The 22662-nt window shown below is 70.2% G+C and carries 14 protein-coding genes and 1 tRNA gene; 8 read left to right on the top strand and 7 right to left on the bottom strand.

Features of this window, described 5'->3' with window-relative positions; genetic code table 11:
- Positions 1–176: 176 nt before the first annotated feature.
- Both ACWCRJ_RS28585 and ACWCRJ_RS28580 read right to left on the bottom strand, forming a co-directional pair.
- Positions 177–2909 (bottom strand): SUKH-4 family immunity protein, encoded by a 2733-nt coding sequence (locus ACWCRJ_RS28585; RefSeq protein WP_450942010.1) that lies wholly within the window; start codon positions 2907–2909, stop codon positions 177–179.
- Between the two features lie 7 nt (positions 2910–2916).
- On the bottom strand, positions 2917–3927 hold the full coding sequence (locus ACWCRJ_RS28580; protein ID WP_450942009.1) for an SMI1/KNR4 family protein: 1011 nt from the start codon (positions 3925–3927) through the stop codon (positions 2917–2919).
- A gap of 322 nt (positions 3928–4249) precedes the next feature.
- Here ACWCRJ_RS28580 and ACWCRJ_RS28575 point away from each other — a divergent pair, with 322 nt between their 5' ends.
- Positions 4250–4750 carry a YwqJ-related putative deaminase gene (locus ACWCRJ_RS28575; RefSeq protein ID WP_046917031.1) on the top strand — a complete coding sequence of 167 codons (501 nt, stop codon included), beginning with the start codon at positions 4250–4252 and terminating at the stop codon, positions 4748–4750.
- A gap of 214 nt (positions 4751–4964) precedes the next feature.
- Positions 4965–5459: an SUKH-3 domain-containing protein gene (locus tag ACWCRJ_RS28570; RefSeq protein WP_450942008.1), complete on the top strand. Its 495-nt coding sequence runs from the start codon at positions 4965–4967 to the stop codon at positions 5457–5459.
- Positions 5460–5736: 277 nt separating this feature from the next.
- On the opposite strand, the gene ACWCRJ_RS28565 is transcribed toward ACWCRJ_RS28570, so the two are convergent.
- Entirely contained in the window at positions 5737–7080 is a 1344-nt protein-coding gene (locus ACWCRJ_RS28565) for a sensor histidine kinase (protein ID WP_450942007.1), read from the bottom strand.
- A 167-nt stretch (positions 7081–7247) separates the two neighbouring features.
- On the opposite strand from ACWCRJ_RS28565, the gene ACWCRJ_RS28560 reads away from it, so the two are divergent.
- From ACWCRJ_RS28560 to pth, 6 genes are all read left to right on the top strand, one after another.
- On the top strand, positions 7248–8120 hold the full coding sequence (locus ACWCRJ_RS28560) for a hypothetical protein (RefSeq protein ID WP_450942006.1): 873 nt from the start codon (positions 7248–7250) through the stop codon (positions 8118–8120).
- Positions 8121–8132: 12 nt separating this feature from the next.
- Positions 8133–8207 (top strand) — tRNA-Gln (locus ACWCRJ_RS28555).
- Positions 8208–8329: 122 nt separating this feature from the next.
- Positions 8330–9778: a bifunctional UDP-N-acetylglucosamine diphosphorylase/glucosamine-1-phosphate N-acetyltransferase GlmU gene (glmU, locus tag ACWCRJ_RS28550; RefSeq protein WP_450942005.1), complete on the top strand. Its 1449-nt coding sequence runs from the start codon at positions 8330–8332 to the stop codon at positions 9776–9778.
- A 110-nt stretch (positions 9779–9888) separates the two neighbouring features.
- Positions 9889–10863 carry a ribose-phosphate diphosphokinase gene (locus tag ACWCRJ_RS28545; RefSeq protein ID WP_005485805.1) on the top strand — a complete coding sequence of 325 codons (975 nt, stop codon included), beginning with the start codon at positions 9889–9891 and terminating at the stop codon, positions 10861–10863.
- A 174-nt stretch (positions 10864–11037) separates the two neighbouring features.
- Positions 11038–11628, top strand: a complete 591-nt coding sequence (locus ACWCRJ_RS28540; protein ID WP_450942004.1) for a 50S ribosomal protein L25/general stress protein Ctc — start codon at positions 11038–11040, stop codon at positions 11626–11628.
- Between the two features lie 73 nt (positions 11629–11701).
- Positions 11702–12304: an aminoacyl-tRNA hydrolase gene (gene pth, locus ACWCRJ_RS28535; RefSeq protein WP_450942003.1), complete on the top strand. Its 603-nt coding sequence runs from the start codon at positions 11702–11704 to the stop codon at positions 12302–12304.
- A gap of 27 nt (positions 12305–12331) precedes the next feature.
- Here the strand turns inward: pth and ACWCRJ_RS28530 are convergent, their stop codons facing one another.
- From ACWCRJ_RS28530 to ACWCRJ_RS28515, 4 genes are read right to left on the bottom strand one after another with little or no spacing between them, the layout of a single operon-like run.
- Positions 12332–14479: a DEAD/DEAH box helicase gene (locus ACWCRJ_RS28530; RefSeq protein WP_450942002.1), complete on the bottom strand. Its 2148-nt coding sequence runs from the start codon at positions 14477–14479 to the stop codon at positions 12332–12334.
- Positions 14476–15801 (bottom strand): BREX system ATP-binding protein BrxD, encoded by a 1326-nt coding sequence (gene brxD, locus ACWCRJ_RS28525; RefSeq protein WP_450942001.1) that lies wholly within the window; start codon positions 15799–15801, stop codon positions 14476–14478. Before brxD ends, ACWCRJ_RS28530 begins: the two co-directional genes overlap by 4 nt.
- The gene (pglZ, locus tag ACWCRJ_RS28520; RefSeq protein WP_450942000.1) at positions 15798–18755 is read right to left on the bottom strand and encodes a BREX-2 system phosphatase PglZ; all 2958 of its coding nucleotides are present in this window, start codon (positions 18753–18755) and stop codon (positions 15798–15800) included. The genes brxD and pglZ overlap by 4 nt, the downstream gene beginning before the upstream one ends.
- Positions 18752–22654 (bottom strand): DUF6079 family protein, encoded by a 3903-nt coding sequence (locus ACWCRJ_RS28515; protein WP_450941999.1) that lies wholly within the window; start codon positions 22652–22654, stop codon positions 18752–18754. Before ACWCRJ_RS28515 ends, pglZ begins: the two co-directional genes overlap by 4 nt.
- Positions 22655–22662: the final 8 nt, after the last annotated feature.

Genomic DNA, 22662 nt, shown 5'->3' with positions numbered 1-22662 from the left:
ATCTTGATGTATCGGGCAGAAGTGTTCATAACGCGACACTCCGTACGAGGGTCACGGGAGGGACGGCGAGTCCGGCGAGCGGGCACACACAAGGGCCCGGCCCGGTCTCGTACGAGACCGGGCCGGGCCCTTGCGACGTAGGTGCGTACGGCGCAACGGAGGTCAGCCGCGACGGATCACAGCAGTCCGTCCCACATCTGCTCCAGCAGCACCGACCACCAGCTCTCCGGCGAGGCGAGAGCCGCCGGGTCGAGGGCGGCGAGCTGCGCCTGGAAGTCGACGGTCCAGCGGCCCGCCTGCTCCTGGTTGAGCCCGAACCGCAGCCGCCACATACGGCCGAGCAGGGCCAGGCAGCGCGCGAACTCCGGCAGACCGGTGTTCACGAACTGCGGCGGCACGGGCGCCCCGCCCGGCCCCGCCTCCACCGGCACGGCCACGATGTTCGCCGTGCCGTACTGCACACACAGCGCCTTGCCGAAGTCGCTGCCCATCACCAGGTACGAGCCCGCGTCGGCCGCCGGCTGCACCCCCCGCTCCTGCGCCAGCTCCGCCAGCGTCGGCACCGGACGGCCCGGCTGGGCCTGCGCCCAGAAGAACGGGCCCATGTCGACCGGCAGTCCGGCCACGACCAGTGTGTGCGCCACGATCGGCGGGACGCCCTGCCGCGACACCGCCTGCTGGTCGAACCGGAACACCCCCGGCCCGAACGCCGCCGCCAGCTCCTGCCCGATGGCCTCCGGCGGGATCGGCGGCGCCGGCTGCACCGGATGCAACGGCGCCCGCACCGGCGCGAGCCGGGCCGGACCGTCCGCCACCTGGTGCAACTCACCCTGGTGCGCGATGAGCTGCGCCATGCCCTGCTGCCGGCTCGCGTGGTCCTTGCCGTAAGGGGCGATGGACGTGATGCGGGCGTTCGGCCACTGCTCACGGATCATCCGCGCGCAGTACGCACCCGGCAGCTCGCAGGACTCCAGCTCCGTGTGCAGCTCCAGCACCGCCTCCGGCGGGATGTTCATGCCGCGCAGCTCATGGAAGATCTGCCACTCCGGGTGCGGCGTGCCCGGCGCCGAACGCCGGATCACCTGCTGCTCGGAGCCGTCCGGCGCCCGGAACCGCAGCACGGCCTGGTAGCCGGGGCCGACGGTCGGCTGACCGGCGGGCGGCTGCGGATAGCCGTACGCCGGCGGCGCGCCCATCGGCGGACCGGGCACCGGGCCCGGCTGCCCCGGCATCCCGGGGTGGGCGCCCGGCGGCATCCCGGGCGCCCCCGGACCGCCGACCGCCGGCCCGGCCAGCATCGTCTCGGCGTGGTGCACCGGACCACGAGCACCAGGACCACCCGGCTGACCGGGAGCACCGGGGTGACCGGGAGCACCAGGAGCACCAGGGGCCCCCGGCTGACCCGGAGCCCCGGGCGGACCCGGCGGCTGCGGCGCGCCCGGACCGCCCACGGCGGGCCCGGCGAGCATCGTCGCCGCGTGGTGCATACCGCCGGCGGGCGTACCCCCGGGCGGATTCGGCACCCCGGGGGCACCGGGCGCGCCCGGCCCACCGGGCTGCCCCGGAGCACCGGGAAGACTCTCGGGCCCGTTCGGGCCGAGCGCGGAGACCAGCTGGGTCGGCACGTACCCGCCCGCCGGGGTGCCCGGCGCACCGGGCCCGGACGGCGGCGGAGGCGTACCGCCCGGACGGGCACCCGGAGTCCCCGGGGCACCGGGCGGAGCCGGGGGCGGCGGCGCACCGGCCCCACCGCCCCGGCGCGGCGGCGGCGCCGCCTTGCTCGTGGCGGCGTCGGCGATGTCACCGGCATGGGGCGGCAGCGGACGACCCGGCGGCGGAGTACCGGGACCCTGCGGGCCCCCCGGCCCCTGCGGATACCCGTACGACTGCGCACCCGGCGGCGGCGTCCCCGGACCAGACGGCGGTTGCTGCTGCTGTTGCTGCTGTTGCTGCGAAGGGGCGCGCGGCGCGGAGCCGGGGCCGCCGCCCAGGACCGGCGACACGGCCGTCCGGGGAAGCTGACTGCCGCCGGAGATCAGCGCGGTCTGCGCGTCCGGCAGCGCGTTGGGCGCCGGAGCGTCGTCCTCGTCGCTCACCTCGGTCAGCTGCCGCGCGAACACCGTCTCCGGCAGCGGCACCGAACGGTCGTCCTCTGCATCGGCGTTGGTGTCCGTACCGGCCCACGGGGTCGCCCCGTCGGGCACCCCCGGCACCGCGTCGTGCGGCTCGGTCACCCTCGGCGGCGGCACCGCGTCCCGCACCTCGTCCTCCGGCGACGCGGCGGCCGGCCACGGCGTGGCGTCGGCCGGCGCGGCGGGCACCCCACGGCCGGCCGAGGGCGCCTGCCCCACCGGCCCCGCCATCGTCTCGGGCAGCGAACCACCGCCCCCGGACGCCCCATCGGCGCCCACGAAGCCGGCGCCGGACGCCCCGTTGGCGCCCACAGAGCCGCCCCCGCCCGTACCGTCGGCCGCGGCGGCCGCCGCACGGGACCCGGCGCCGTCGGACGCGCCCGCGCCCGCACGGTGATCCGGAATCCCCAGCCTGTCCGCCGCGGGCTGCAACCACTCCGGCGGAGTCAGCAGGAACGACGTCTGGTTCAGATCCACCCGGGCCGCGGGCGCCGGCGCGGCGGCCGGAAGCTCGTCGGCCCGGCCGTACTCCTCCTCGAACCGGCGGATCACCTCACCCACCGGCAGCGACGGCCACAGCGTGGCGTCCCCGCTGTCCCGGGCGATCACCAGCCGCTGCGCGCCGCCGTCCGAACGCGGACCGTCCGCCCGGTCCTCGGCCCACACCACGAACCCGAGCTCGAACTCCCGCACCCGCACCTCACGGTGCTGATAGGCCGGCAGATCCCCGTTGATCCACTCCTCGGCGCGCTGCTGCGCCTGAGCGAACGTCACCATCGAAAACTCACTCCCCCACCGAAGACACGGCAGCGCCCGCGGCGACCGGCACGACATGTGCGAAGCCACCGTCCACCATCAGGTTCGCCACCGTCTCCAACTCCGGCGGATTGCCCGCCAGCCGGGACAGGAACGTGTCGAAGTCCGCACCCGCGGGGAGCAGCAACCGCTCCACCCGCTCGGCCGGCGGCCACGACGGATCGACGTCACGGGCGTCGTCGTACGCGCAGAACCAGACCGACCCGATCCGGTCGCCCTTCACCTTCACCGCGAGAATCCCGCCCTGCGCGAACGCGACCGCCAGATAGTCCTTGGTGAGATGGTCCCGCAGACACTTGTTGACGTACACCAGGTCGTTGACCGCGGCCTCGTCCCGCACCGTGAAGAACGGCTGGTCGACCAGCAGCCCCAGCTCCGCGTCCAGCGCCGCCCCGACCGGGGCGCAACCGCCCGCCGCCTTCAGGAACGACCGGTACGCACCCGGCAGCCGGTACCCGAGATCCTCCTCGACCCCCTGCACCTGCGCCTCGGTCACCGCCACCGCCGACGACTTCGGCAGCCCGAAGTGCGCCGGCCGGGTCTCCTGCAACGGCCTCGTGCCCCGCTTGTGCTGGTCCACGCGCGCCGTCGCGATGCCACCGTGGTGCCGCAGCAACGCCTTCACCTCGACCGGCACCAGCTCAAGACGCCGGCCGCCCGGCGCGTGATGCCACGTCCAGCCGTGCGGCGTCGCCACCGGCGGGATCGTGTCCCACAGCTCGTGCCCCGTCGCCGCCAGCGCCGCGTTCGCGGACACGTAGTCCGTCAACCGCAGCTCGTCCACCCCGAAACCCTCCGGAGGATCGGCGATCTCCGCCGCGGCGCGCGCGTAGGGCGAGAAGTCCGGATAGCCGTGCGCGTCAACACGGACACCCCTCGGATGACGCGCGGCCCGGACGGGGTCCGGAAACTGCACGACCTGCCCGGCGTAGGCCGCGTTCGGCGGCGCGGCTTGCTGCCCGAGCCGACCTGTCGTCATGGCGGTAGCCCCCTGCGGCGTTCTGTGTGACCTGCTCTGGCTGCGATATCTCTGTCGAACCGCTCCCCGGCAGCGGAAAAGACCCCGATACGGCCCCTTCCGCCCGCCCTCGATCGCAAGACCGAATGGATCGCGGTTGTCGACAGCCTATGCGGTACGGCGACACCGGTCACCGGGCCTCTGCTTCCGTGACCAGCCGTCACGCCACCCTCACGGAACGCCGAAGCCCGGGCGTGTCGAACTGCCCCAGCTTCCGCACGGGCCACGCCGTTTGGCACTCTGTGTCCCCTGGCGGGGTAGGTAACAGGAGGGGATCACGTTCATGAGCGCGACGCAGGCGGGACCTTCGGGCGACCCCCGCATCGGCTGGAGCACGGCGGAACAGCCGCACGCCCCCGCCCTCCTCCACCGCCGCGACGGCATCCTGCCCACCGTGGCCGCCGCCCTCTCCGTACGCGGCGAGACCCTCACCGGCACCGCCGCCCGCGGCGACCACGCCCCACCCCTGCACCCCCTGGTCCAGGAGTTCCTCGACTCCCTCGCCACCGCACAGCGCGACCGCTTCACCGGCCGCTGCGCCGAGGCCATCCTCATCTCCCGCCACATCACCACCGCCGACGCGGCCCGCAGCAGGCGCGCCGCCCGCAGACCCATGTCCAACGGCGAGGCCCGCAAAGCCCTCAAGCAGGCCAAACTCACCACCCGCCACATCCGCGAGGACGGCGACCCCCTCCACGGCGCCTTCGCCACCCCCTGCCGCTCCTGCGCGGCGCTCAGCGCCCACTTCGGCGTCCGCGTCGTGGACCCGGCACGGGACAACTGAGCCCGGCCACGGAGCCGGCGGGCCACCGGGAACCCGTCCCCGCCAGGAACCCCTCTCCCGGAGATCGCGTCACAACACACGAACCGCTCCGGAACCCCAGGACCACCCGACACGCCAGAACCCCGGCCGCTCCCCGACCCGAGTTCGAACCACCGCCAAACCCCTGACGAACCCCCGCAGAGCCGCCGACGAACCCCCGACGAACAAAGGGCAGATGCACACCGACCGCACCTCCACCACCCGCTTCTCCGTCCCCGTCGACGCCGCCCTGCGAGCCGCCGGGTGGCAGCCGGGACGCTGGGACATAAAGCAGGCCGAGATCTGGGCCGACACCCTGCGCGAGCACGCCTCCCCCGCCGGCCACCGCCACGCGGTCTTCCCGGCCGCGGTCGAGGCCTGGGCCGAATTCGGCGGCCTCCACCTCACCGCCCAGGGCCCCGGCCGCCGGCTCGCCCCCGCCGACCTCCACCTCGACCCGCTGCACGGCCTCCACATGGCCCGCACCCTCGGCGACCTCGGCCGCGCCCTCGACACCGAGGTCTGCCCCCTCGGCCACGAGACCGCCACCCGCGCCCTCATCGCCATCGACGCCGAGGGCCGCGCCTACGCCCTCGACCACACCGGCGACTGGTACCTCGGCCCCACCATCGACTCCGCGCTCACCACACTCCTGACCGGCACCGACCCCACCCGCCTCACCGCCACCTGAACACACGGACGAAACCGCACGACCCACGCCCACCCGACGCCCGCGAACAGACCGCCGGTGGGGCAGCGGGCAGCGGGCAGCGGGCAACGGGCAGCGGGCAACGCCACCATGCCGAGACGGCGCTCGCGGAAGATCCACCGCCGGGGCCGGAAACGATCCGCCGACACGGCACGGACGGGCTCGGCGGCACCCCACAAGCGCGCAAGCCCGCGAGCGCAAGCCCGCAAGCGCCGGCGCGCGCAGCACACGCCCCCACCGGCCACCCCGCGCAGAAGCCCTACGACGCCGGAATCACCGCCGACACCCGGAACCCCCCGGCATCCGTGGGCCCGGACACGAAAACGCCCCCCAGCTCGGCCACCCGCTCCTTCATCCCGAGCAACCCGTTCCCCCCGCTCGGCAACCGCGCCGCCCCCGCCGCACCCGGCACCGGCGGCGCCCCGTTCTCCACCTGCATCGCTATCTCCGCCGCCCGATGTGCGAGCCGCACCTGCGTCTTCGCCCCCGCCGCATGCTTGTGCACGTTCGTCAACGCCTCCTGCACCACCCGGTACGCCGTCTGCTCCACCTCCGCCGCATACACCCGCACCTCCCCCTCCACCGACAGCTCGACCACCATCCCCGCCGCGGCCGACTGCCCCACCAACGCCTCCAGCTCGGCCAGACACGGCCCCTCACCGGCCTCGTCCTCGGCCCGCGAAGCCGCCGCCGCGGCAGCGGCCCCCACCGCCGCCAGCGGCACGGGCACCGGCGCCGGCTCCACCCGCGCCATCGACGAGAACCCCTCACCCGACCGCAGCACCCCGAGCATCTCCCGCAACTCGGTCAACGCCTGCCGCCCCATGTCCCCCACGAGCGCGGCGTTCCGCACGGCCTTCTCCGGATCCTTCCGCGCCACGGCCTGCAACGCCGCCGCGTGCACCACCATCAACGACACCCGGTGCGCCACCACGTCATGCATCTCCCGAGCGATCCGGGTCCGCTCCTCCCCCCGAGCCCACTCCGCCCGCTCCTCCGCCCGCTCCGCGAGCAACTGCAGCTCCCGCTCCAGCGAATCCGCCCGCTCCCGCAGACTCTCCATCAACCGCCGACGCGCCCCGACGTACAACCCCAGCAACACCGGCGGCGCGGTCAGCCCGATCGCCATCGTCGACGCCAGGAACAGCCCGAACGCGTCCCCGCCACCGACCGCCCCGTCCCCCTGCAGATCACTCTGCGTGGCCTGCACGAACCACACGATGAACACACCGGCGAACGCCATCCCCGACAGCGCCCCGATGATCCGCCGCGGCGCCTCCGACGCCGCCAGCGTGTACAGCCCCACGAGCCCCATCAGATAACCCATCTGAGCGGGCGCGACAGCGATGAAGACCAGCACGACCGCGACGGGCCACATCCGCCGCACCAACAGCACCGACCCGGCGAGCGCCCCGAACGCGACCCCCACGGCCTCCGGCAACGCGGCGTTCCGCGCGAACGCGACACCCTCCACCGCGCACTCGACCGCCGACACCAGCGCCAGCCCACCGTCCAGCAGCATCCCCCGCCGCCGCTCCCACCACCACGGCCCGGCTCCATCCCCCGCCCCGGCCGCGGTCTGGTCTTCCCCCGTCGTGGTCATGACCCAAGCCTACGTTCGAGCGCCCCCGCTTTTCCGGCGAGTTTCCCGTACTGGCCTACACCACGCCACACATTCGAACAGAAGCGAAACCGCCCGGTATCCCTCGAACTGCTGAATCGCCCACCGTTCGACCACGGAACCCCTCATTCCGCCCGGACGATATGCCCATGGCACACACCAACGGCCAGTACTCCGACTTCGAGGCCCTACGGGACCAGGCGCTGACCCTGCGCCGCGAGGGCCTGAGCCGCCGCCAGATCCGCGACCGCCTCCTCGTCCACAACAACGACATCCTCAACCGCCTCCTGGAGGGCGAGCCGCCGCCGAAATGGACGAAGCGCCCGAACGCGAAGGACGACCTGAGGCACAGGGCCCGAGAGCTACGCCTGCAGGGCTGGACGTACGATCAGATCCAGGTCGAGCTGGGCTGCTCGAAGAGCTCGATCTCGCTTTGGGTACGGGATCTACCGAAGCCGGAGCGACGCGAACCGGCAGAGCAGGCGAAGCTGGCAGCCCGGAAGAGGTGGGAGCACGAGCTGGCGATCCGGGACGAAGGCCGCCAGAAGACCAAGGAAGACGCCAAGCAGCTGATCGGCGACCTTTCACCTCGCGAGCTGTTCCTGGTAGGTGTGGGCCTCTACTGGGCCGAGGGCACCAAGGACAAGCCGTACGCCCGGCGCGAGAGCGTGGCCTTCGTCAACAGCGACCCGGGCATGATCCAGCTCTACCTCGCCTGGCTCGGCCTCCTCGGCATTGAGCGCGAGCGCCTCCGGTTCCACGTCATGATCCACGAGAACGCGGACGTCGCAGGCGCCGAACAGTACTGGGCCGACCTCGTCGGCGCCGACCGCTCGACGTTCAGCAAGACGACCTTGAAGAAGCACAACCCCAAGACGGTTCGCAAGAACGTCGGCGACACCTACCGAGGCTGCTTGGTGATCAAAGTCCTGAAGGGAGCGGACCTGTACCGTCGCATCGAAGGCTCTTGGTGCGGCATAGTGTTGGGAGCCACCAAGCTGATCGGCGAAATGTCCGATTAGCTCGGCTTGCGGTCCCCCGTGGTGTAATCGGCAACACACATTACTTTGGATAATGTATTTCAGGTTCGAGTCCTGGCGGGGGAGCCAAGCTCAGCGTCGGGTCCTGACCCCAGCAAAGGGGTCAGGACCCGCTCACATTTCCCCCTCCTGACGCCCCGGTATCCTGCGGATGACAACCCCCTCCTCATCCACAGCCGAAGGGCATCCCCGTGAGCGCAACCCGCCCGGCAGCCGTCGTCGTACTCGCAGCGGGTGAGGGCACCCGTATGAAGTCGGCCACACCGAAGGTTCTGCACAGCATCTGCGGCCGCTCGCTGGTCGGCCATGTCCTCGCCGCCGCGCGTGAGTTGGAGCCGGACCACCTGGTCGTCGTCGTCGGGCACGCCCGCGAGAAGGTCACCGCGCACCTCGCCGAGGCCGACCCGGGCGTACGGACGGCGGTGCAGGCGGAGCAGAACGGCACGGGGCACGCCGTGCGGATGGGGCTGGAGGAGCTGGGCGGGGTCGTGGACGGGACCGTGGTCGTCGTCTGCGGCGACACCCCGTTGCTGACCGGGGCGACCCTGCGGGCGCTGGCCGCCACCCACTCGGCCGACGGCAACGCGGTGACCGTGCTGACCGCCGAGGTCCCGGACGCCACCGGCTACGGCCGGATCGTGCGCGACGGCGCCTCCGGCGCGGTGACGGCCATCGTGGAGCACAAGGACGCGACCGAGTCGCAGCGCGCGATCCGGGAGATCAACTCGGGGGTGTTCGCGTTCGACGGCCAGCTTCTCGCGGACGCCCTGGGGAAGGTCAGGACGGACAACAGCCAGGGCGAGGAGTACCTCACGGACGTCCTCGGGATCCTGCGTGAGGCCGGTCACCGGGTGGGGGCCTCGGTCGCGGGGGACCACCGTGAGATCGCGGGGATCAACAACCGGGTGCAGCTGTCCGAGGCCCGGCGCATCCTGAACGACCGGCTGCTCACGGAGGCCATGCTCGCGGGTGTGACCGTGATCGACCCCGCCACCACCTGGGTCGACGTCACCGTCACGTTCGAGCAGGACGCGCTGATCCACCCGGGCACCCAGCTGCTGGGCGCCACGCACCTGGCCGAGGGTGCGGAGGTGGGGCCGAACACGCGGCTGAAGGACACGCGGGTGGGGGCCGGCGCGCGGGTCGACAACACGGTGGCGGACGGTGCGGAGGTCGGGCCGCAGGCGAGTGTGGGGCCGTTCGCGTACATGCGTCCCGGTACGCGTCTGGGGCTGAAGTCGAAGCTCGGCACGTATGTCGAGACCAAGAACGCGACCATCGGCGAGGGCACGAAGATCCCGCATCTGTCGTACGTCGGTGACGCCACGATCGGCGAGTACTCGAACATCGGTGCGGCGAGTGTGTTCGTGAACTACGACGGGGAGAGCAAGCACCACACGACCGTCGGGTCGCACTGCAAGACGGGTTCGGACAACATGTTTGTGGCTCCCGTCACGGTCGGGGACGGTGCGTACACCGCCGCGGGGTCCGTGATCACCAAGGATGTGCCGCCCGGTTCGCTGGCCGTGGCCCGTGGCCAGCAACGGAACATCGAGGGTTGGGTGGCCCGTAAGCGTCCGGGGAGCGCGGCGGCCAAGGCCGCCGAGGCCGCTGCCCGGGAGGACGAAAGCGCGAGCTGACCGGAAACAGGTGCGCCAAGGACGTCGTACCGTGATAGGTGCACACCCGCACCCCAGCTGAGTGAGCGGCTTCCGCGCGCCTGGCTGAGAACCTCTGAGGAGACAGTGCTGTGACCGGGATCAAGACGACCGGCGAGAAGAAGATGATGTTCTTCTCCGGCCGCGCCCACCCCGAGCTTGCCGAGGAGATCGCCCAGCAGCTGGGTGTCGACGTCGTCCCGACGAAGGCATTCGACTTCGCGAACGGCGAGATCTATGTCCGCTACGAGGAGTCGGCGCGTGGTGCGGACTGCTTCCTGATCCAGAGCCACACGGCTCCGATCAACAAGTGGGTCATGGAGCAGTTGATCATGATCGACGCGTTGAAGCGTGCGTCGGCCCGCTCGATCACCGTGATCGTGCCGTTCTACGGTTACGCGCGCCAGGACAAGAAGCACCGTGGGCGTGAACCGATCTCGGCGCGCCTGATCGCGGATCTGATGAAGACGGCGGGTGCGGACCGGATTCTCGCGGTCGACCTGCACACGGACCAGATCCAGGGCTTCTTCGACGGGCCCGTCGATCACCTGTTCGCGCTGCCGCTGCTGGCGGACTACGTGGGTGCGAAGGTGGACCGGAACAAGCTGACGGTGGTCTCGCCGGACGCGGGCCGGGTGCGGGTGGCGGACCGTTGGTGCGACCGTCTCGGTGCGCCGCTGGCGATCGTGCACAAGCGGCGTGACAAGGACGTGGCGAACCAGGTGACCGTCCACGAGGTCGTGGGTGAGGTCAAGGGCCGGGTGTGTGTCCTGGTGGACGACATGATCGACACCGGTGGGACGATCTGTGCCGCGGCGGACGCGCTGTTCGCGCACGGTGCGGAGGACGTCATCGTGACGGCGACGCACGGTGTGCTGTCGGGTCCGGCGGCGGACCGGCTGAAGAACTCGAAGGTGAGCGAGTTCGTGTTCACGGACTCGCTGCCGACGCCGGGTGAGCTGGAGCTGGACAAGATCACGGTGCTGTCGATCGCGCCGACGATCGCGAGTGCGGTGCGTGAGGTGTTCGAGGACGGTTCGGTGACGAGCCTGTTCGACGAGCACTGACAGTCGTCTCTAGATCGATTTCTTGTACGGCCTTCCCGTTGCGTAAGCTGTCACAGTTGCTCGGCGAGGGAGGCCGTACCCGTGTGTACGGCGGTCCGTTATCGACGCGCTCTTCGTAGCAGGCCGATTGTTTGGCCGGGTGACCACCTTTCCCCCGTTCTACGAGGAGTGAACATGGCCGAGGTCAAGCTCGAAGCCGAGACCCGTACCGAGTTCGGCAAGGGCGCCGCCCGCCGTATCCGTCGTGCCAGCAAGGTTCCCGCCGTGGTCTACGGCCACGGTGCGGACCCCGTGCACATCACGCTGCCGGGCCACGCGCTCCAGCTCGCGCTGCGCACCCCGAACGTCCTGCTCAGCCTGGAGATCGAGGGCAAGACCCAGCTGGCGATCCCGAAGGCCGTGCAGCGCGACGCGATCAAGGGCTTCCTGGACCACGTCGACCTGCTCCTCGTGAAGCGTGGCGAGAAGGTCAACGTCGAGGTCTACGTCCACACCGAGGGCGACCTGGCGCCGGGTGCCTACCTGCTCGAGCACGTGCTGAGCACGCTGACGGTCGAGGCCGAGGCGACTCACATCCCCGAGTCGGTCACCGTCTCCATCGAGGGCCTGGAGGCCGGTGCCTCCATCCTCGCCAAGGACATCCCCCTGCCGAAGGGCACCACGCTGGCGATCGACGAGGACGCGGTCGTCCTTCAGGTCCTGGCCGCGCAGGCGGAGGAGCCGTCGGAGGACGCCGCCGAGGGCGACGAGGCCGCCGAGGCCTGATCCTCAGCTCTGTCATCGGTTCGTCAGCCGCTGTTCCCTTCGGGGGGCAGCGGCTGGCGCGTATCAAGGAGAGATGCACGTGACGACCGATCCCAGTGCTCCCTGGCTCGTGGCGGGCCTCGGTAATCCCGGGCCCGAGTACGCGGCGAACCGGCACAACGTGGGGTTCATGGTGGCCGATCTGCTGGCCGAGCGGATCGGGGGGAGGTTCAAGCGGGCCGGGAAGGCGCAGGCGCAGGTCGTGGAGGGGCGGATCGGTCCGCCGGGGCCGGCGAACCGTCGGGTGATCCTGGCCAAGCCGATGTCGTTCATGAATCTCTCGGGCGGTCCGGTGACGGCTCTGCGGGACTTCTACAAGGTGCCGGTGGCGAACATCGTGGCGATTCATGACGAGTTGGACATCGACTACGGCACACTGCGGTTGAAGTTCGGCGGTGGTGACAACGGTCACAACGGGCTGAAGTCGATGACGAAGGCGATGGGCCCGGACTACCACCGGGTGCGGTTCGGGATCGGCCGTCCGCCGGGCCGGATGCAGGTCGCGGACTTCGTGCTGAAGGACTTTTCCGCCGCTGAGCGCAAGGAGTTGGACTATTTCGTGGACCGGGCGGCGGATGCGGTGGAGTGCCTGGTGATCGACGGGTTGGAGCGGGCACAGGGGACGTACAACTCCTGAGCTGATCCGGGGCGCCGAAACCGGGGTTCAGCGCTCGGTGAACCCGGCGGTCCAGCGAACAGGTTGCGCCAGAACGGCTGCGGCGCCTTCGGGATCTGCCAGCCGTGCCGCGAGTGTGGCCGCGGCCAACTCCTCGGGCAGCGCGACGGCGAACTTGAGTCCGCGCAGGGCTCGGGGGTCCACCGCAGGTGAAGCCAGATGCCCGGCTGCTTCTTCCCTGGCCTTCCTCAGCTCCGGCGCCGTGACGTCTTCACGAAGCCGGATATAGGCGTCCGTAGGACGCTGCAATGGGTCTGCGACCGTGTCGAAGGTTGCTGCCAAGGTGGCATTCGCGCGCCGTCCGGCCCAGGTCCACCAGCGGACGTTCGTGTCCCGCCCGCCACGGAGTACGACGGTGCCACCGGGATGAATCCGTTCCTCGTACGCTTCGCGAGCTTTGCTCAGCGCTTCCGTGGCTCGCTGTGTCATCGTGACGGCCGGGTCGGCGTCCAGGAGAACCTCGCGCACAGCGCGAGTGAGCTCGAACGAGGACCCTCGGAGGAACCCGATCCCTCCCCACCGCGCCTTCCCTCCGCCGTCCACCGGTTCCACGAAGCATCGGCGACGCGACCAGTCGATGTAGGTCACCTTCCAGCTTCGACCGGCGAGCAGGAGGAGCCTGGGGCCGTGCACTCTTTCGGTGAGGAGAGCGGGGTCGGTGGTGCCGATCTCGTGCCGTCCGTACAGAACGGTGAATTCAGGGGCCGCGGTGAATACGGCGGTGAGGTCCATGAAGTGCCGGAAACCGAAGCGCTGTTCTGCTTCCTTACCGATGAACAGCATGCCGTTGTCCCGGTCCAGGAACCCTTGGTTCAGCAGATGCCGGACGAGGGGTTCGGCCTGCGGTCCGAACGGCCCGAAGCCGCCCCACCATTCCTGCCAGAGCTTCTCACCGACCTGCCGTTCCTGCAGGCACAGGGCGAGTACCTGTTGGGCGACGATGTGGCGTGGTTCAGGTGGTGGTTCGACAGGCTCGACCCAGCCTCGTGACCATTGGAGCAGGAGTCCCGCTGCGGCGAGCAGGCCTTGTTCGTCGAGGGTGAGGAAGAGGCAGTTCCGGGTGGAGCCCGGCCGTCTGCCGGTCCGGCCGACGCGTTGGAGAAAAGCGGCGACGGTCGAGGGAGCATCGATCTGGATGACCCGGTCCAGGTCGCCTACGTCGATACCGAGTTCGAGGGTGCTGGTGGCGATGATGACGCAGTCCCGTGCCTCGGCGAAGGCCTCTTCGGCACGTCGGCGTTCGTCCGCGGAAAGGGAAGCATGGGAGAGGAAGGTGGTCACACCCTTCGCCCGTAGCTTTTCACCCAGGTGCTCCACCTGGCGACGGGATTCACAGAACACGAGGCGCTTTTCTCCCTGGTGCAGGGAGGCGATGACCTTTGCGGCGTTGTCCAGGGATCCGACATAGTCGAGTTGGATATCTTCGGCGCGATGCCCGGCTGTTCTGTTCGGCAGTGGCGCGCGCGGGTCGACGACCTGGGCTGTGCGGGTGTCGGCGTGGGCCCCTTGGAGCCACTTCAGCAGCTCTTCGGGATTGCCCACCGTGGCCGACAGCCCGATGCGTTGCACTGGGCGCCCTGCGACGCGCTCCAGGCGTTCGAGTACGGCCAGCAGGTGCCAGCCGCGGTCGTCACCGGCGAAGGCGTGGATCTCGTCGACGACGATCGCACGGAGCCCGGAGAAGAAGGCATGGTGGTCCACGTGCGCGCTGACGAGCATCGATTCCAGGGACTCGGGGGTCGTGAGAAGAATGTCGGGTCGGTTTCGCAGGATGGTGCGTCGCCGGGTCTGGGATACGTCACCGTGCCACAGGGCGGCTGTGCGGCCTAGCCAGGATGTGTATGCCTCAAGGCGGGGCAGGAGGTTGTTGAGAAGCGCCTTGAGGGGGCAAACGTAGAGAACCGATGTTCCCGGCCAGCGGTTCTCCCCCATCTTGGACAGGAGGGGGAAGAGCGCTGCTTCCGTCTTCCCTCCTGCGGTCGGGGCGAGGAGCAACGCGTCCGCGCCGTCCATCAGCGGTGTGATGGCGGCTTGTTGCAGGGCGCGGAGACCGGGCCAGCCCAGTGAGTTGACGATGTGGTGGAGAACGACCGGATGGAGCCGGTCGGTCGGGTCCTGTGCTGTGGACTCCTTCACAGGTCCAGGGGAACTTCGTCGGCGCGGTTGCTCGGGGTCGCTGCGTTCCGTTCCACTTCTGTGAGTTCTGCCGTCTTGAGGGTCAGGGTGTAGTGCTGGTGCGGGTCGAAGTCCGTGAATTGGTCGACGCGGTCCAGCACGTCCGAGACCAGTTTCTTCAGGAACAGGCGGGGTGCGATGCCCACCTTGCCGCCGAGGCCCCCTGCCACAGCACATGCCAGTTCCGCGATGTACGTGTCGTCGACAGCGGTGTGGATGCGGTCGGCCGCGGTGCTGTCCCGGGCGTAGATGTCCCGTACCCGGCCGCCGAGTTCGGTGAGGGATTCGACGGTGAATCCGGGAAGCCGTAGCTGTACGGCGCGTGGGTTGTCGAAGCGGGCGTCGGTCGTGAAGTCCGTGGCCAGGCGTTGGGCGAGCGGGGGGAGCCGCTGCGCGCCTTGTGCTCCGTCGTAGAAGGCCGGTGTTCCAGTGATGAGGAGATATAGGCCGGGGAAGCGCCCGGCGTGGACTTCGTCGATCAGCTGGCGCAGGGCGTTGAGTGCCTTGTCGCGTGCGTCGGAGCGCACCCGCTGGAGTGTTTCGACTTCGTCGAGGACGAGCAGCAGGCCTGGGTGACCGGAGTCCCTGAGGACAGTGAGCAGCCCTTGGAGGAATCCGAGGGCGCCGAAATGGTCCAGGTCTCCGCGTACTCCGGCGCTGCGGCGGGCGGATGCGGCGACGTGGGGCTGGCCACCGAGCCATGCGATGAGTGCTTCGGCGGTCGCTTCGTCGTCGGCCTCTTGGGCGCGCCGGTAGCTGCGCAGGGCTGCGGCGAACATCGGGGCGGTGCGTGACACCTCGGCCAGGCGGGTGGCGAGGAGGGCTTCGGCGGCGTCGCCCAGCCCGTCGTCGGTTGCCCCGGCTGCGAGGGCGTCCTCCTCCAGTGCGTAGAACCAGGCGTCGATCACAGGGCGGAAGGCACTGGGCGGGAAGCTGGTGGTGGCGAGGCGTTCGGTGAGCCGGCGGTAGATGGTCTCCAGTCGGTGCAGCGGCGTCTCGTTCTCTGAGACCTGGACTTCGGCGACCGCGAAATTGCGTTGCTTGGCACGCTCTGCGAGCCAGCGAGTGAAGAATGTCTTTCCAGAGCCGTATTCGCCTCGGACGGCCTTGAAGACCGCCGATCCCGTGGCCACAGAGTCGAGTTCGGCGTCGACTGCTGCTTCGAACCGGCCGAGACCGACGGCGAGCGCTCCGAGGCCGATCTCCGGTACGGCTCCTCGGCGTAGCGCGTCGGTCAGCCGTCGCCGCCGCTCCGGGCTGAGGGAGTCGTGGGTGTCCTTCATCGCTTCCTCCGGGCGCCTTGTGTCTCGTCCAGGCCGAACTGCCGTTGCAGCAGTGACAGGTCGAGTCGGAGTGAGCGTCCGTTGTCGGTGAGGGTGAGGACTTCTGCCTGGTCGTAGTTCAGCACGCGCTGGAGGGTGGCGGCGAAGCCGGAGGCTCGGGCAGCCCGTTTCCCCGCGCGTTCGGCGACCACCGTGGCCGGGAGAATGCCATGGGCTTCGGCCAGGGCGCGTACAGCGGATGCGATGCCTTCGAAGGGTTCGCTGCGGGGCAGTGAGGCGAGCTGGGCCTCCATGATCTCGGAGGCGCGCAGTGCTTCCAGGAGGAGATCGGCGGGTGAGGCGGTGTGCGTCGTTGCGGCTTCTGCGGATGCCGGTGTAGCGATGGCGTCGAAGGAAAGCAGCGCGCCCTGCCCGGTTTCCAGCTCGGCGGTTTTCTGCTGCCTGGCCTTTTCACGCAGAGCGTCGGCAGACGGTGCCCGCTTGGGCTTCGATGTAACGCCACGTGGCTGTTCGGCCGCGCGCAGCTCTCCGTCCAGTGCCCACCAGGAAGGCCGCTGCGGTCCGAGTTCACGCCAGCCCTTCGGTACGGGGGCGCCGTAAGGGGCGAAGGCCAGAACGGGAATGCCCGCTTCGGCCAGGGCGGCGCCTCCGTGGTAGCCCGCCTGGCGGTTGCCGTAACGCAGGGTGGTGTCCCATAGGGCGGTGATGCGCTGTTGGGGTGCGACGACGCGGCGGCCGGTCAGGATGACCTCGCCTCGGCCCGCGGGTGTCGTGCCTGCGCGGTGACGGGCAGAGAGTGCGTCGGGGACGTTCTCCTTGTCGGTTCCCCGGTCGAGTACGTGTCCGTGGTCGGAGGTGATGATCACGGCACGTCCGCCGATGCGTGCCAGGGAGAGCAGTTCTTCCATACCGAGCAGTTCGTTCAGCTGCCAGTGCGACATGGACCGGTCCTCGCCGAGGCGGTCGTCCACGGTGTTGACGACGACGGCGACGTGGGTGCTCTGGTCGGCCAGTGCCTCGGTGAGATCGCTTCCGAGGGGGTGGCCCGCCTCTCCCCGCAGGTCTGCCTTGTGGAAGAGCCTGACCGCGGCGCCGTTCCAGAAGCGGTGTGCGCCGAACCTGGTGCGTTCTTCGTGCTGGTCGATCGCGGTGAGTTCGCCGGCGAACAGCGAGCCTCGGGAAACCCTCGTGATCGTGGGCAGCGCGGCGAGCATTCCGCGCCGGTGCTGGGGTTCGTCCGTGTCGGTGACCGGGTCGTACTCGGCCCAGGAGCGGGTCCGCAGTTGTTCGGCCAGGCCTGCGGCGACCGCGGCGCTCGCACCGTCGAGGACCACGAAGAGCAGTGCGGGAGATGTGGTTCGGGCGGTGCGGGTCTGTTTGACGACCGGTGCCAGGACCCGGCGGGCGAAGTCCTCCACGACGAGGGCGTCACGGGGGGCTGATCCTGCCCGGGTCTCTTCGGCGAGGCGAGCCGCGAACCGTTCGTCGATGCCGTGCCTGCGCGCGTGTACGGCTGTACTCAGCGCGGCGAATGCCGAAGGGAGTTCGCTGTGCGCGCGTCCGCCGTCCGTGATCCATCCGAGGGCGAGGTCGACCCACGCGTAGTCGGCGATGTGCCGGTGGACGGCTTCGGCCGCGGTCGTGAAGTCGGCGGCGTGCGGCTGCCCCAGCCACTGGATCAGGCGCTGCGCCATGCGTACGCGGGTCAGCGAGTCGCGGTGGCTTTGGAGGGACGACAGTTCGTGACCGGTCAGCCGGTCGACGGCATCCCTGAGCTCCTGGACGCGCCGGGGTGCCGGGCTGTTCTGCGAGGCGGTGGGGACGCACCTGAGGAGTGTGCGGGCGACGACGCCGTACCGTGCGTGCTGTCCTGCTTCGAGCAGGTTGCTGGAGGCGGCGGCGTCCTCCGCGCCGAGCTCGCGGATCAGGGCGTCGGCGCGGGCCATGACCATGCGGGGATCAGCGCCGTGCGGGTCGGAACTGTCTTCGGCGGCTCCGGCGGAGCGGCCCGCGAACAGGACGCGGGTGAAGTCCTCGGTCTCGGCGCCGAAGGCTGCGAGGGTGGCGTCGTCGAAGAGGCGGCCTCCGAACTTCAGCTCGGCGCGGCCCCTGGCACGGTCCGCGCTCGCCGGGGCGCCCGGCCCCCACAGGGCGGCACACACCAGTCCCATGGGAACGGCGTCCGCGCCGTTGCCGGCTTCGAAGAGCGCGAACAAGGCGGTCAGCGCCTGATGGGCCCGCCGGCCGACTCGGTCCGGGTCGGCGATCCATTCGGTCAGTCCGCGGCGTTCCTGCGCGCGCAACGACGCCAGGCGCTCGGCGGCGCCCGGGGCCAGTGACCAGCCGAGCAGGGCGGGCAGGTCGATGTCGGTGGCGTCGAGGCGGTGCGCGGAGGTGGAGAGCCGGGTGGCGGCGAGGCGGGACAGTGCGGTGTCCCGGGAGAGCACGGCGCCGGGTTTCTTCGGCCAGTTCTCCTGGCCTGCGGCGTCGATGAGGGATTCCGCGGCCCAGGTTTCGGTGGTGAGCCGTGGGTCCAGGTCGCGGGCGCTGAAGAGGCGGCGGACGACGGCCCACGGCTCTATCGGGTAGATGCGGTTGCGGTACACGCGGGCGAGCAGTCCCGGGCCGAGGTCGGCCTCTTCCGCGTCGGTGAGGATGGCGAGGACGTCCTGGCTGTCCGTGTTCTCGATGTCCTGGCCCAGGGTGCTGATGGCGTCCAGGACGGCCAGCGGGGACACGGCCGCGGTGATCCGGGCCGTGCGACCGCGGCTGAGCGTCACCTGCCCGGGGCCGGTCCAGTGGGGTTCCGCCCGGATGAGTACGGTGCGGGGTTCACCCTCGGTGAAGGACCGGGCCTCAAGGACCTGGGCGACGGCGGCGGGGTGGGCGGGCCTCGGCCGGGCCCGCCCGCTTTCGGGGTCCTGCGGTGCTGCTGTGCTGCTGTGCGTACTCACGGCTGGTCAACTGCCTGCCAGGTGACGTGGATACGGGTCTGCGGGTCGGCCGCTGCGAGCGTTTCGAGCTCGGCGCGCAACCGCTCGACGGCTTCGGCGGCGGTGGCTTCGTACTGCCCGCCGGCGGTCGGCACACCCGTGTTCGCACCGGTCTGTCCGCTGCCCGCGCCCAGCGGGAAACGCGCGGGGGTGGGTACGGGAGCGGGCCCGGACGGCTGCGGGGTCGCCGTCGGACCGGGGGCGGGTGCCTGGGCCGCGTTGGCCCGCCGCAGGATCCTGGTGAGTTCGCTCTCCGCCTTCGTCAGCGCGGGTTCGAGGCGTGCGGCGAGTTCGTCGGCCTGCGCCGTGCCGTGCAGCGAGTCGAGGACGGCTCGGGCGTCGGTGCCGTAGGGCTCTCGTACGTCGCGTGCCATGGTGAACACGCTGTTCCATGGTGCCGCGATCAACGCGTCCTTGACCTTCTTGGCACTGGTGAGGGACTTGCCGAGGCGTTCCTGGACGGCTCGGTCGGCGAGGTCGGGAGCGGCCAGTACGTGGACGACGGCGAGCGGGTCGTGGCGGTCCGCTGCGACGAGGTCCTCGACGAGGGTCATGGCCCGGCGGGCGGTGCCGAGCCGTCCGTCGTCCGTCTCCGTGTCGAGGCCGAGCTCGTCAGCGCGGTCCTGCAGCATGTCGACGAGCTGGGCCGCCGCGGTGCGGTACCGGTCCGCCGTCTCCCGGACCTTGTTGCTGAACTCGGCGATGATGCGGGCGCGGCGCATCCGCGACATCGGGGGTTCGCCGAAGATGCGTGCCGCGCTGTCCAGGGCCGCGTCCCATGCCTCCTGGGTCGGCCGTTCCTGGGCGCGCAGGCTGTACGTGGACCGCAGGGCGGCCGGGTCCGCGACCTCGACGGGTCCGCCGTGCTGGGTCCACACGCGGTCGGTGCGCTCGGCGTAGGCGCACAGCACGAGGTTCGCGAGGAGCGGGTCGAGGCCGTAGTGCAGCGGCTTGTCGATCCAGCCGAGGAGCTCGTGTACGGGGATGTCGGTGTCGTCGTACTTCGTCCCGGCCTTCTGGCCGAAGTGCTCTTCCCAGTGACGGCCGAGCTGGAAGCGGGCCTCGTGCATGGTGCCGAGCCTGAGCCCGCGCTGGCCGGCGACGCGGGCCATCAGCGGGCGGTCCTTCGGCTTGATCTCGACGACCTCGGTGCCCTCGTCGGAGGCGGCGCGCAGGTAGGCGAACACGGTCTTCACGTCGGCGGCCTTCACCGAGAGTCCGTCGTTGTGCGGGTCGAAGTCGGGGTGGGCCGGGAACTGGTGGGCGAGGGCGCAGGAGGCGATACGGCGTACGGCGTCGTACAGCGGCTTGTTGTACTCCAGCGTGATCTGGGGCATGTCGGGCACGGCCAGGATGTGCTCGTCGTACACGCCCACGAGCGCCGAGTCCTTGGGAGCGAGGCCATAGGCCTGCTTGAGCGCGGTGCGCACCCGCTCGGTCAGCGAGCGGTGGTGGTTGCGCAGGGCGTCCTTGGCGCGCTCGCGGTCGTTGGGGCTGAGGTGTCCGGCGTAGGACTCGAAGCGCTGCCCGTTGAGTACGTAGTCGATGGTGACGAGCCGCTGGAACTTCAGGTACATGTCGTGCGTGAAGTGCGCGGGGATCCAAGCGATCGTGCGGATGTCCTCGCGGTTCGACCGCTCCCTCAGCCGCATGATGCGGCCAAAGTCCTCGGCTTCTCCGTACACGTCGTCGAAGGGCACATCGATGACGAGCCGCCATTTGCCCGGCTCCTGCGGCTTGATCTGGTCGTCGGTGAGCGTGTTGGCGTCGGCGAGGTTTCCGAAGAGGACCTCCATGGAGCGCTTGGAGCCGCGCCACACCAGGTTGAGCTGGTCGACGAACTGCCCCTCGCTCACCGCGAGTTCTTCCCACAGCAGCCGCTTGAGGAGGGCCCGGCGGTTGTGCGGGTTGTTGTTGGTCTGGGCACGGCTGATGACCGACTCGTAGTCGACACCGACCAGTTTCAGCGAGATTCCCGCGTCAGGCCCCTCGCCGTACACGATCTCCGGAAAGACGGCGGCCCACTCCTTGGCCTTCTTGGCGACCTCCTTCGCCTCGAATCCGCGGACCCGGGAGGTGACCACGCCGTGGTTGAGCGCCGTGAGCCCCTTGATCGTGAGGTTCTGGAAGGCGGGCACGGAGGGCACGAGAGCGGACAGCAGGAGCGTGCCGATGAGCCGGTTGTCCGTGATGTACGACTCGACCCTGTCTCGTACGCCGGAGTCGAGCGCGTCGGGGTCGTCGTGGTAGGCCTCGGTGTCGTCCTCACTGATCTCGTACTGGCTTAGCAGGTACGGCTGGAACTTCTTCTTGTACAGCTCCTGGGCCGCCTGGAACTGTTCCCTGAGCGTCTGGGTGAAGGGCGCGCTGCCACCGCGGTGCAGGACTTCGTACAGGTCACCGAGCGGGATGAGCTGCCCCAGCGGCAGCGTCTCCCGCTGGTCGTACAGCATCTGACCCATCAGCTTCAGACCGGTACGGGACCGGGAGAGCGCTTCGGCCACCCGCACCAGGGTGTCCATGAACGCCGGCGAGAACGGGAAGGCCAACCGGAACGCCTGCTCGTCGGCGGAGGTGATCTTCGTGCTGGAACCCAGCAGCGCGTCCCACACGTCGGGCTTGACGCGCTTGATGTTCGAGAAGGCCTCATCGATCCGCGCCTGGGCGTCCGGCACGTCGTCGCGGGCCTTCAGGAGCCGCTTGTGGGCGATCATCGGCAGGTCGCTGTCGGGCAGCGGGATCGTGCGGAACCGGTCGTCGGCGAGGGAGAGCGTGTCCTGGATGGACACCTCAGCGGACCCGAGGACGGCCTCGTCCCCGACCAGGTCCCGCAGGTCGCGCTGGCGGGCGATGAAGGAGATCACGGGGATGGCCCGGGTGGCGTCGCTGCCCTCCACGAAGTTGGTGATCTTCGCGGCCTGCTCGGAGACGAACTGCTGGTCACGGATGTGGTTGGCGAGCCAGAGGATCAGCTCGTCGAGGAAGAGGACGAGCGCGTCGTAGCCGAGCGACTTGGCGTGCGCGGCGATGATGCCGAGCCCCCGGTCGAGGGAGACGAATGCCTGCCGGTCCTCGGCGGCGTCCTGGAAGAGTCCCTCGAACCAGGTGGTGAGCGCATCCGAGACCAGTTTGGCGCGCAGGCCGCCCGGCGTGACGGGCTCACGGATCCAGTCGGGGTCCTCGTCGTTGAGCCTGTCCTCGTCGACCTGCTCGGCGTCGAGCGCGGCGTCCAGTTTCTCGGTGGTCCAGAACACCGAGTCGCCCCATTTGTCCTCGGCGTCCTCGCCCGGCAGTCCGTCGATGAACGCCTCGTCGCCCATCTGCGCACGGTGCCCGCGGATACTCGTGAACAAAGCGTCCGTCCGGTAGACCTGCGGGATCGGCGCCTTCGGGTGGAGACGGCGTACATGCTCCACGTATCCGCCGAGCACCTTCTGCTCCAGGGACTTGCCGTCGAGCATATGGAAGGGGAGCAGCAGGAACTTGGTGTTCTGGACCCACGCGTGCTCCCGCATCGCCGCGGCGAAGCCGTCGTGGTTGCGTACCCGGAGCGCCGCCTGCTCTTGGATGCCGAGGAGCGCCGCCAGTACGGCCATGAAGTGCGACTTGCCGGAACCGAACGAACCGTGGAGGTAGGCGGCCTTGGAGCTGCCGCCGGCCAGCGCGGACTGGATGAGCGAGAGCGCGTCACCGAACCGTTCGGCCAGCTTGTCCGTGAGCACGTACGCGTCGAGGGCCTTGCCCAGTTCGACATCGCTGCCGAGCGCCTCCGTGAGCTTCAGGACGAAGCTCTCGTGCGTGATCGTTGTCGGGATGTCGATGACCTCACGCAGCAGGGTCTGCTGGGTGGGCTGTGCCATCGCGTACT

Source organism: Streptomyces sp. NPDC002324 (assembly GCF_053593335.1).
The sequence above is the reverse complement of the archived record's forward strand: the minus strand, read 5'-3'. Positions and strand labels throughout refer to the sequence as shown.

Coding starts and splice junctions, on each gene's coding strand:
- ACWCRJ_RS28565 (WP_450942007.1), bottom strand. CDS start 7,080: ATGACCACGACGGGGGAAGACCAGACCGCGGCCGGGGCGGGGGATGGA.
- ACWCRJ_RS28575 (WP_046917031.1), top strand. CDS start 4,250: ATGAGCGCGACGCAGGCGGGACCTTCGGGCGACCCCCGCATCGGCTGG.
- ACWCRJ_RS28580 (WP_450942009.1), bottom strand. CDS start 3,927: ATGACGACAGGTCGGCTCGGGCAGCAAGCCGCGCCGCCGAACGCGGCC.
- ACWCRJ_RS28515 (WP_450941999.1), bottom strand. CDS start 22,654: ATGGCACAGCCCACCCAGCAGACCCTGCTGCGTGAGGTCATCGACATC.
- ACWCRJ_RS28585 (WP_450942010.1), bottom strand. CDS start 2,909: ATGGTGACGTTCGCTCAGGCGCAGCAGCGCGCCGAGGAGTGGATCAAC.
- brxD (WP_450942001.1), bottom strand. CDS start 15,801: ATGAAGGACACCCACGACTCCCTCAGCCCGGAGCGGCGGCGACGGCTG.
- ACWCRJ_RS28540 (WP_450942004.1), top strand. CDS start 11,038: ATGGCCGAGGTCAAGCTCGAAGCCGAGACCCGTACCGAGTTCGGCAAG.
- ACWCRJ_RS28570 (WP_450942008.1), top strand. CDS start 4,965: ATGCACACCGACCGCACCTCCACCACCCGCTTCTCCGTCCCCGTCGAC.
- pth (WP_450942003.1), top strand. CDS start 11,702: ATGCACGTGACGACCGATCCCAGTGCTCCCTGGCTCGTGGCGGGCCTC.
- ACWCRJ_RS28560 (WP_450942006.1), top strand. CDS start 7,248: ATGGCACACACCAACGGCCAGTACTCCGACTTCGAGGCCCTACGGGAC.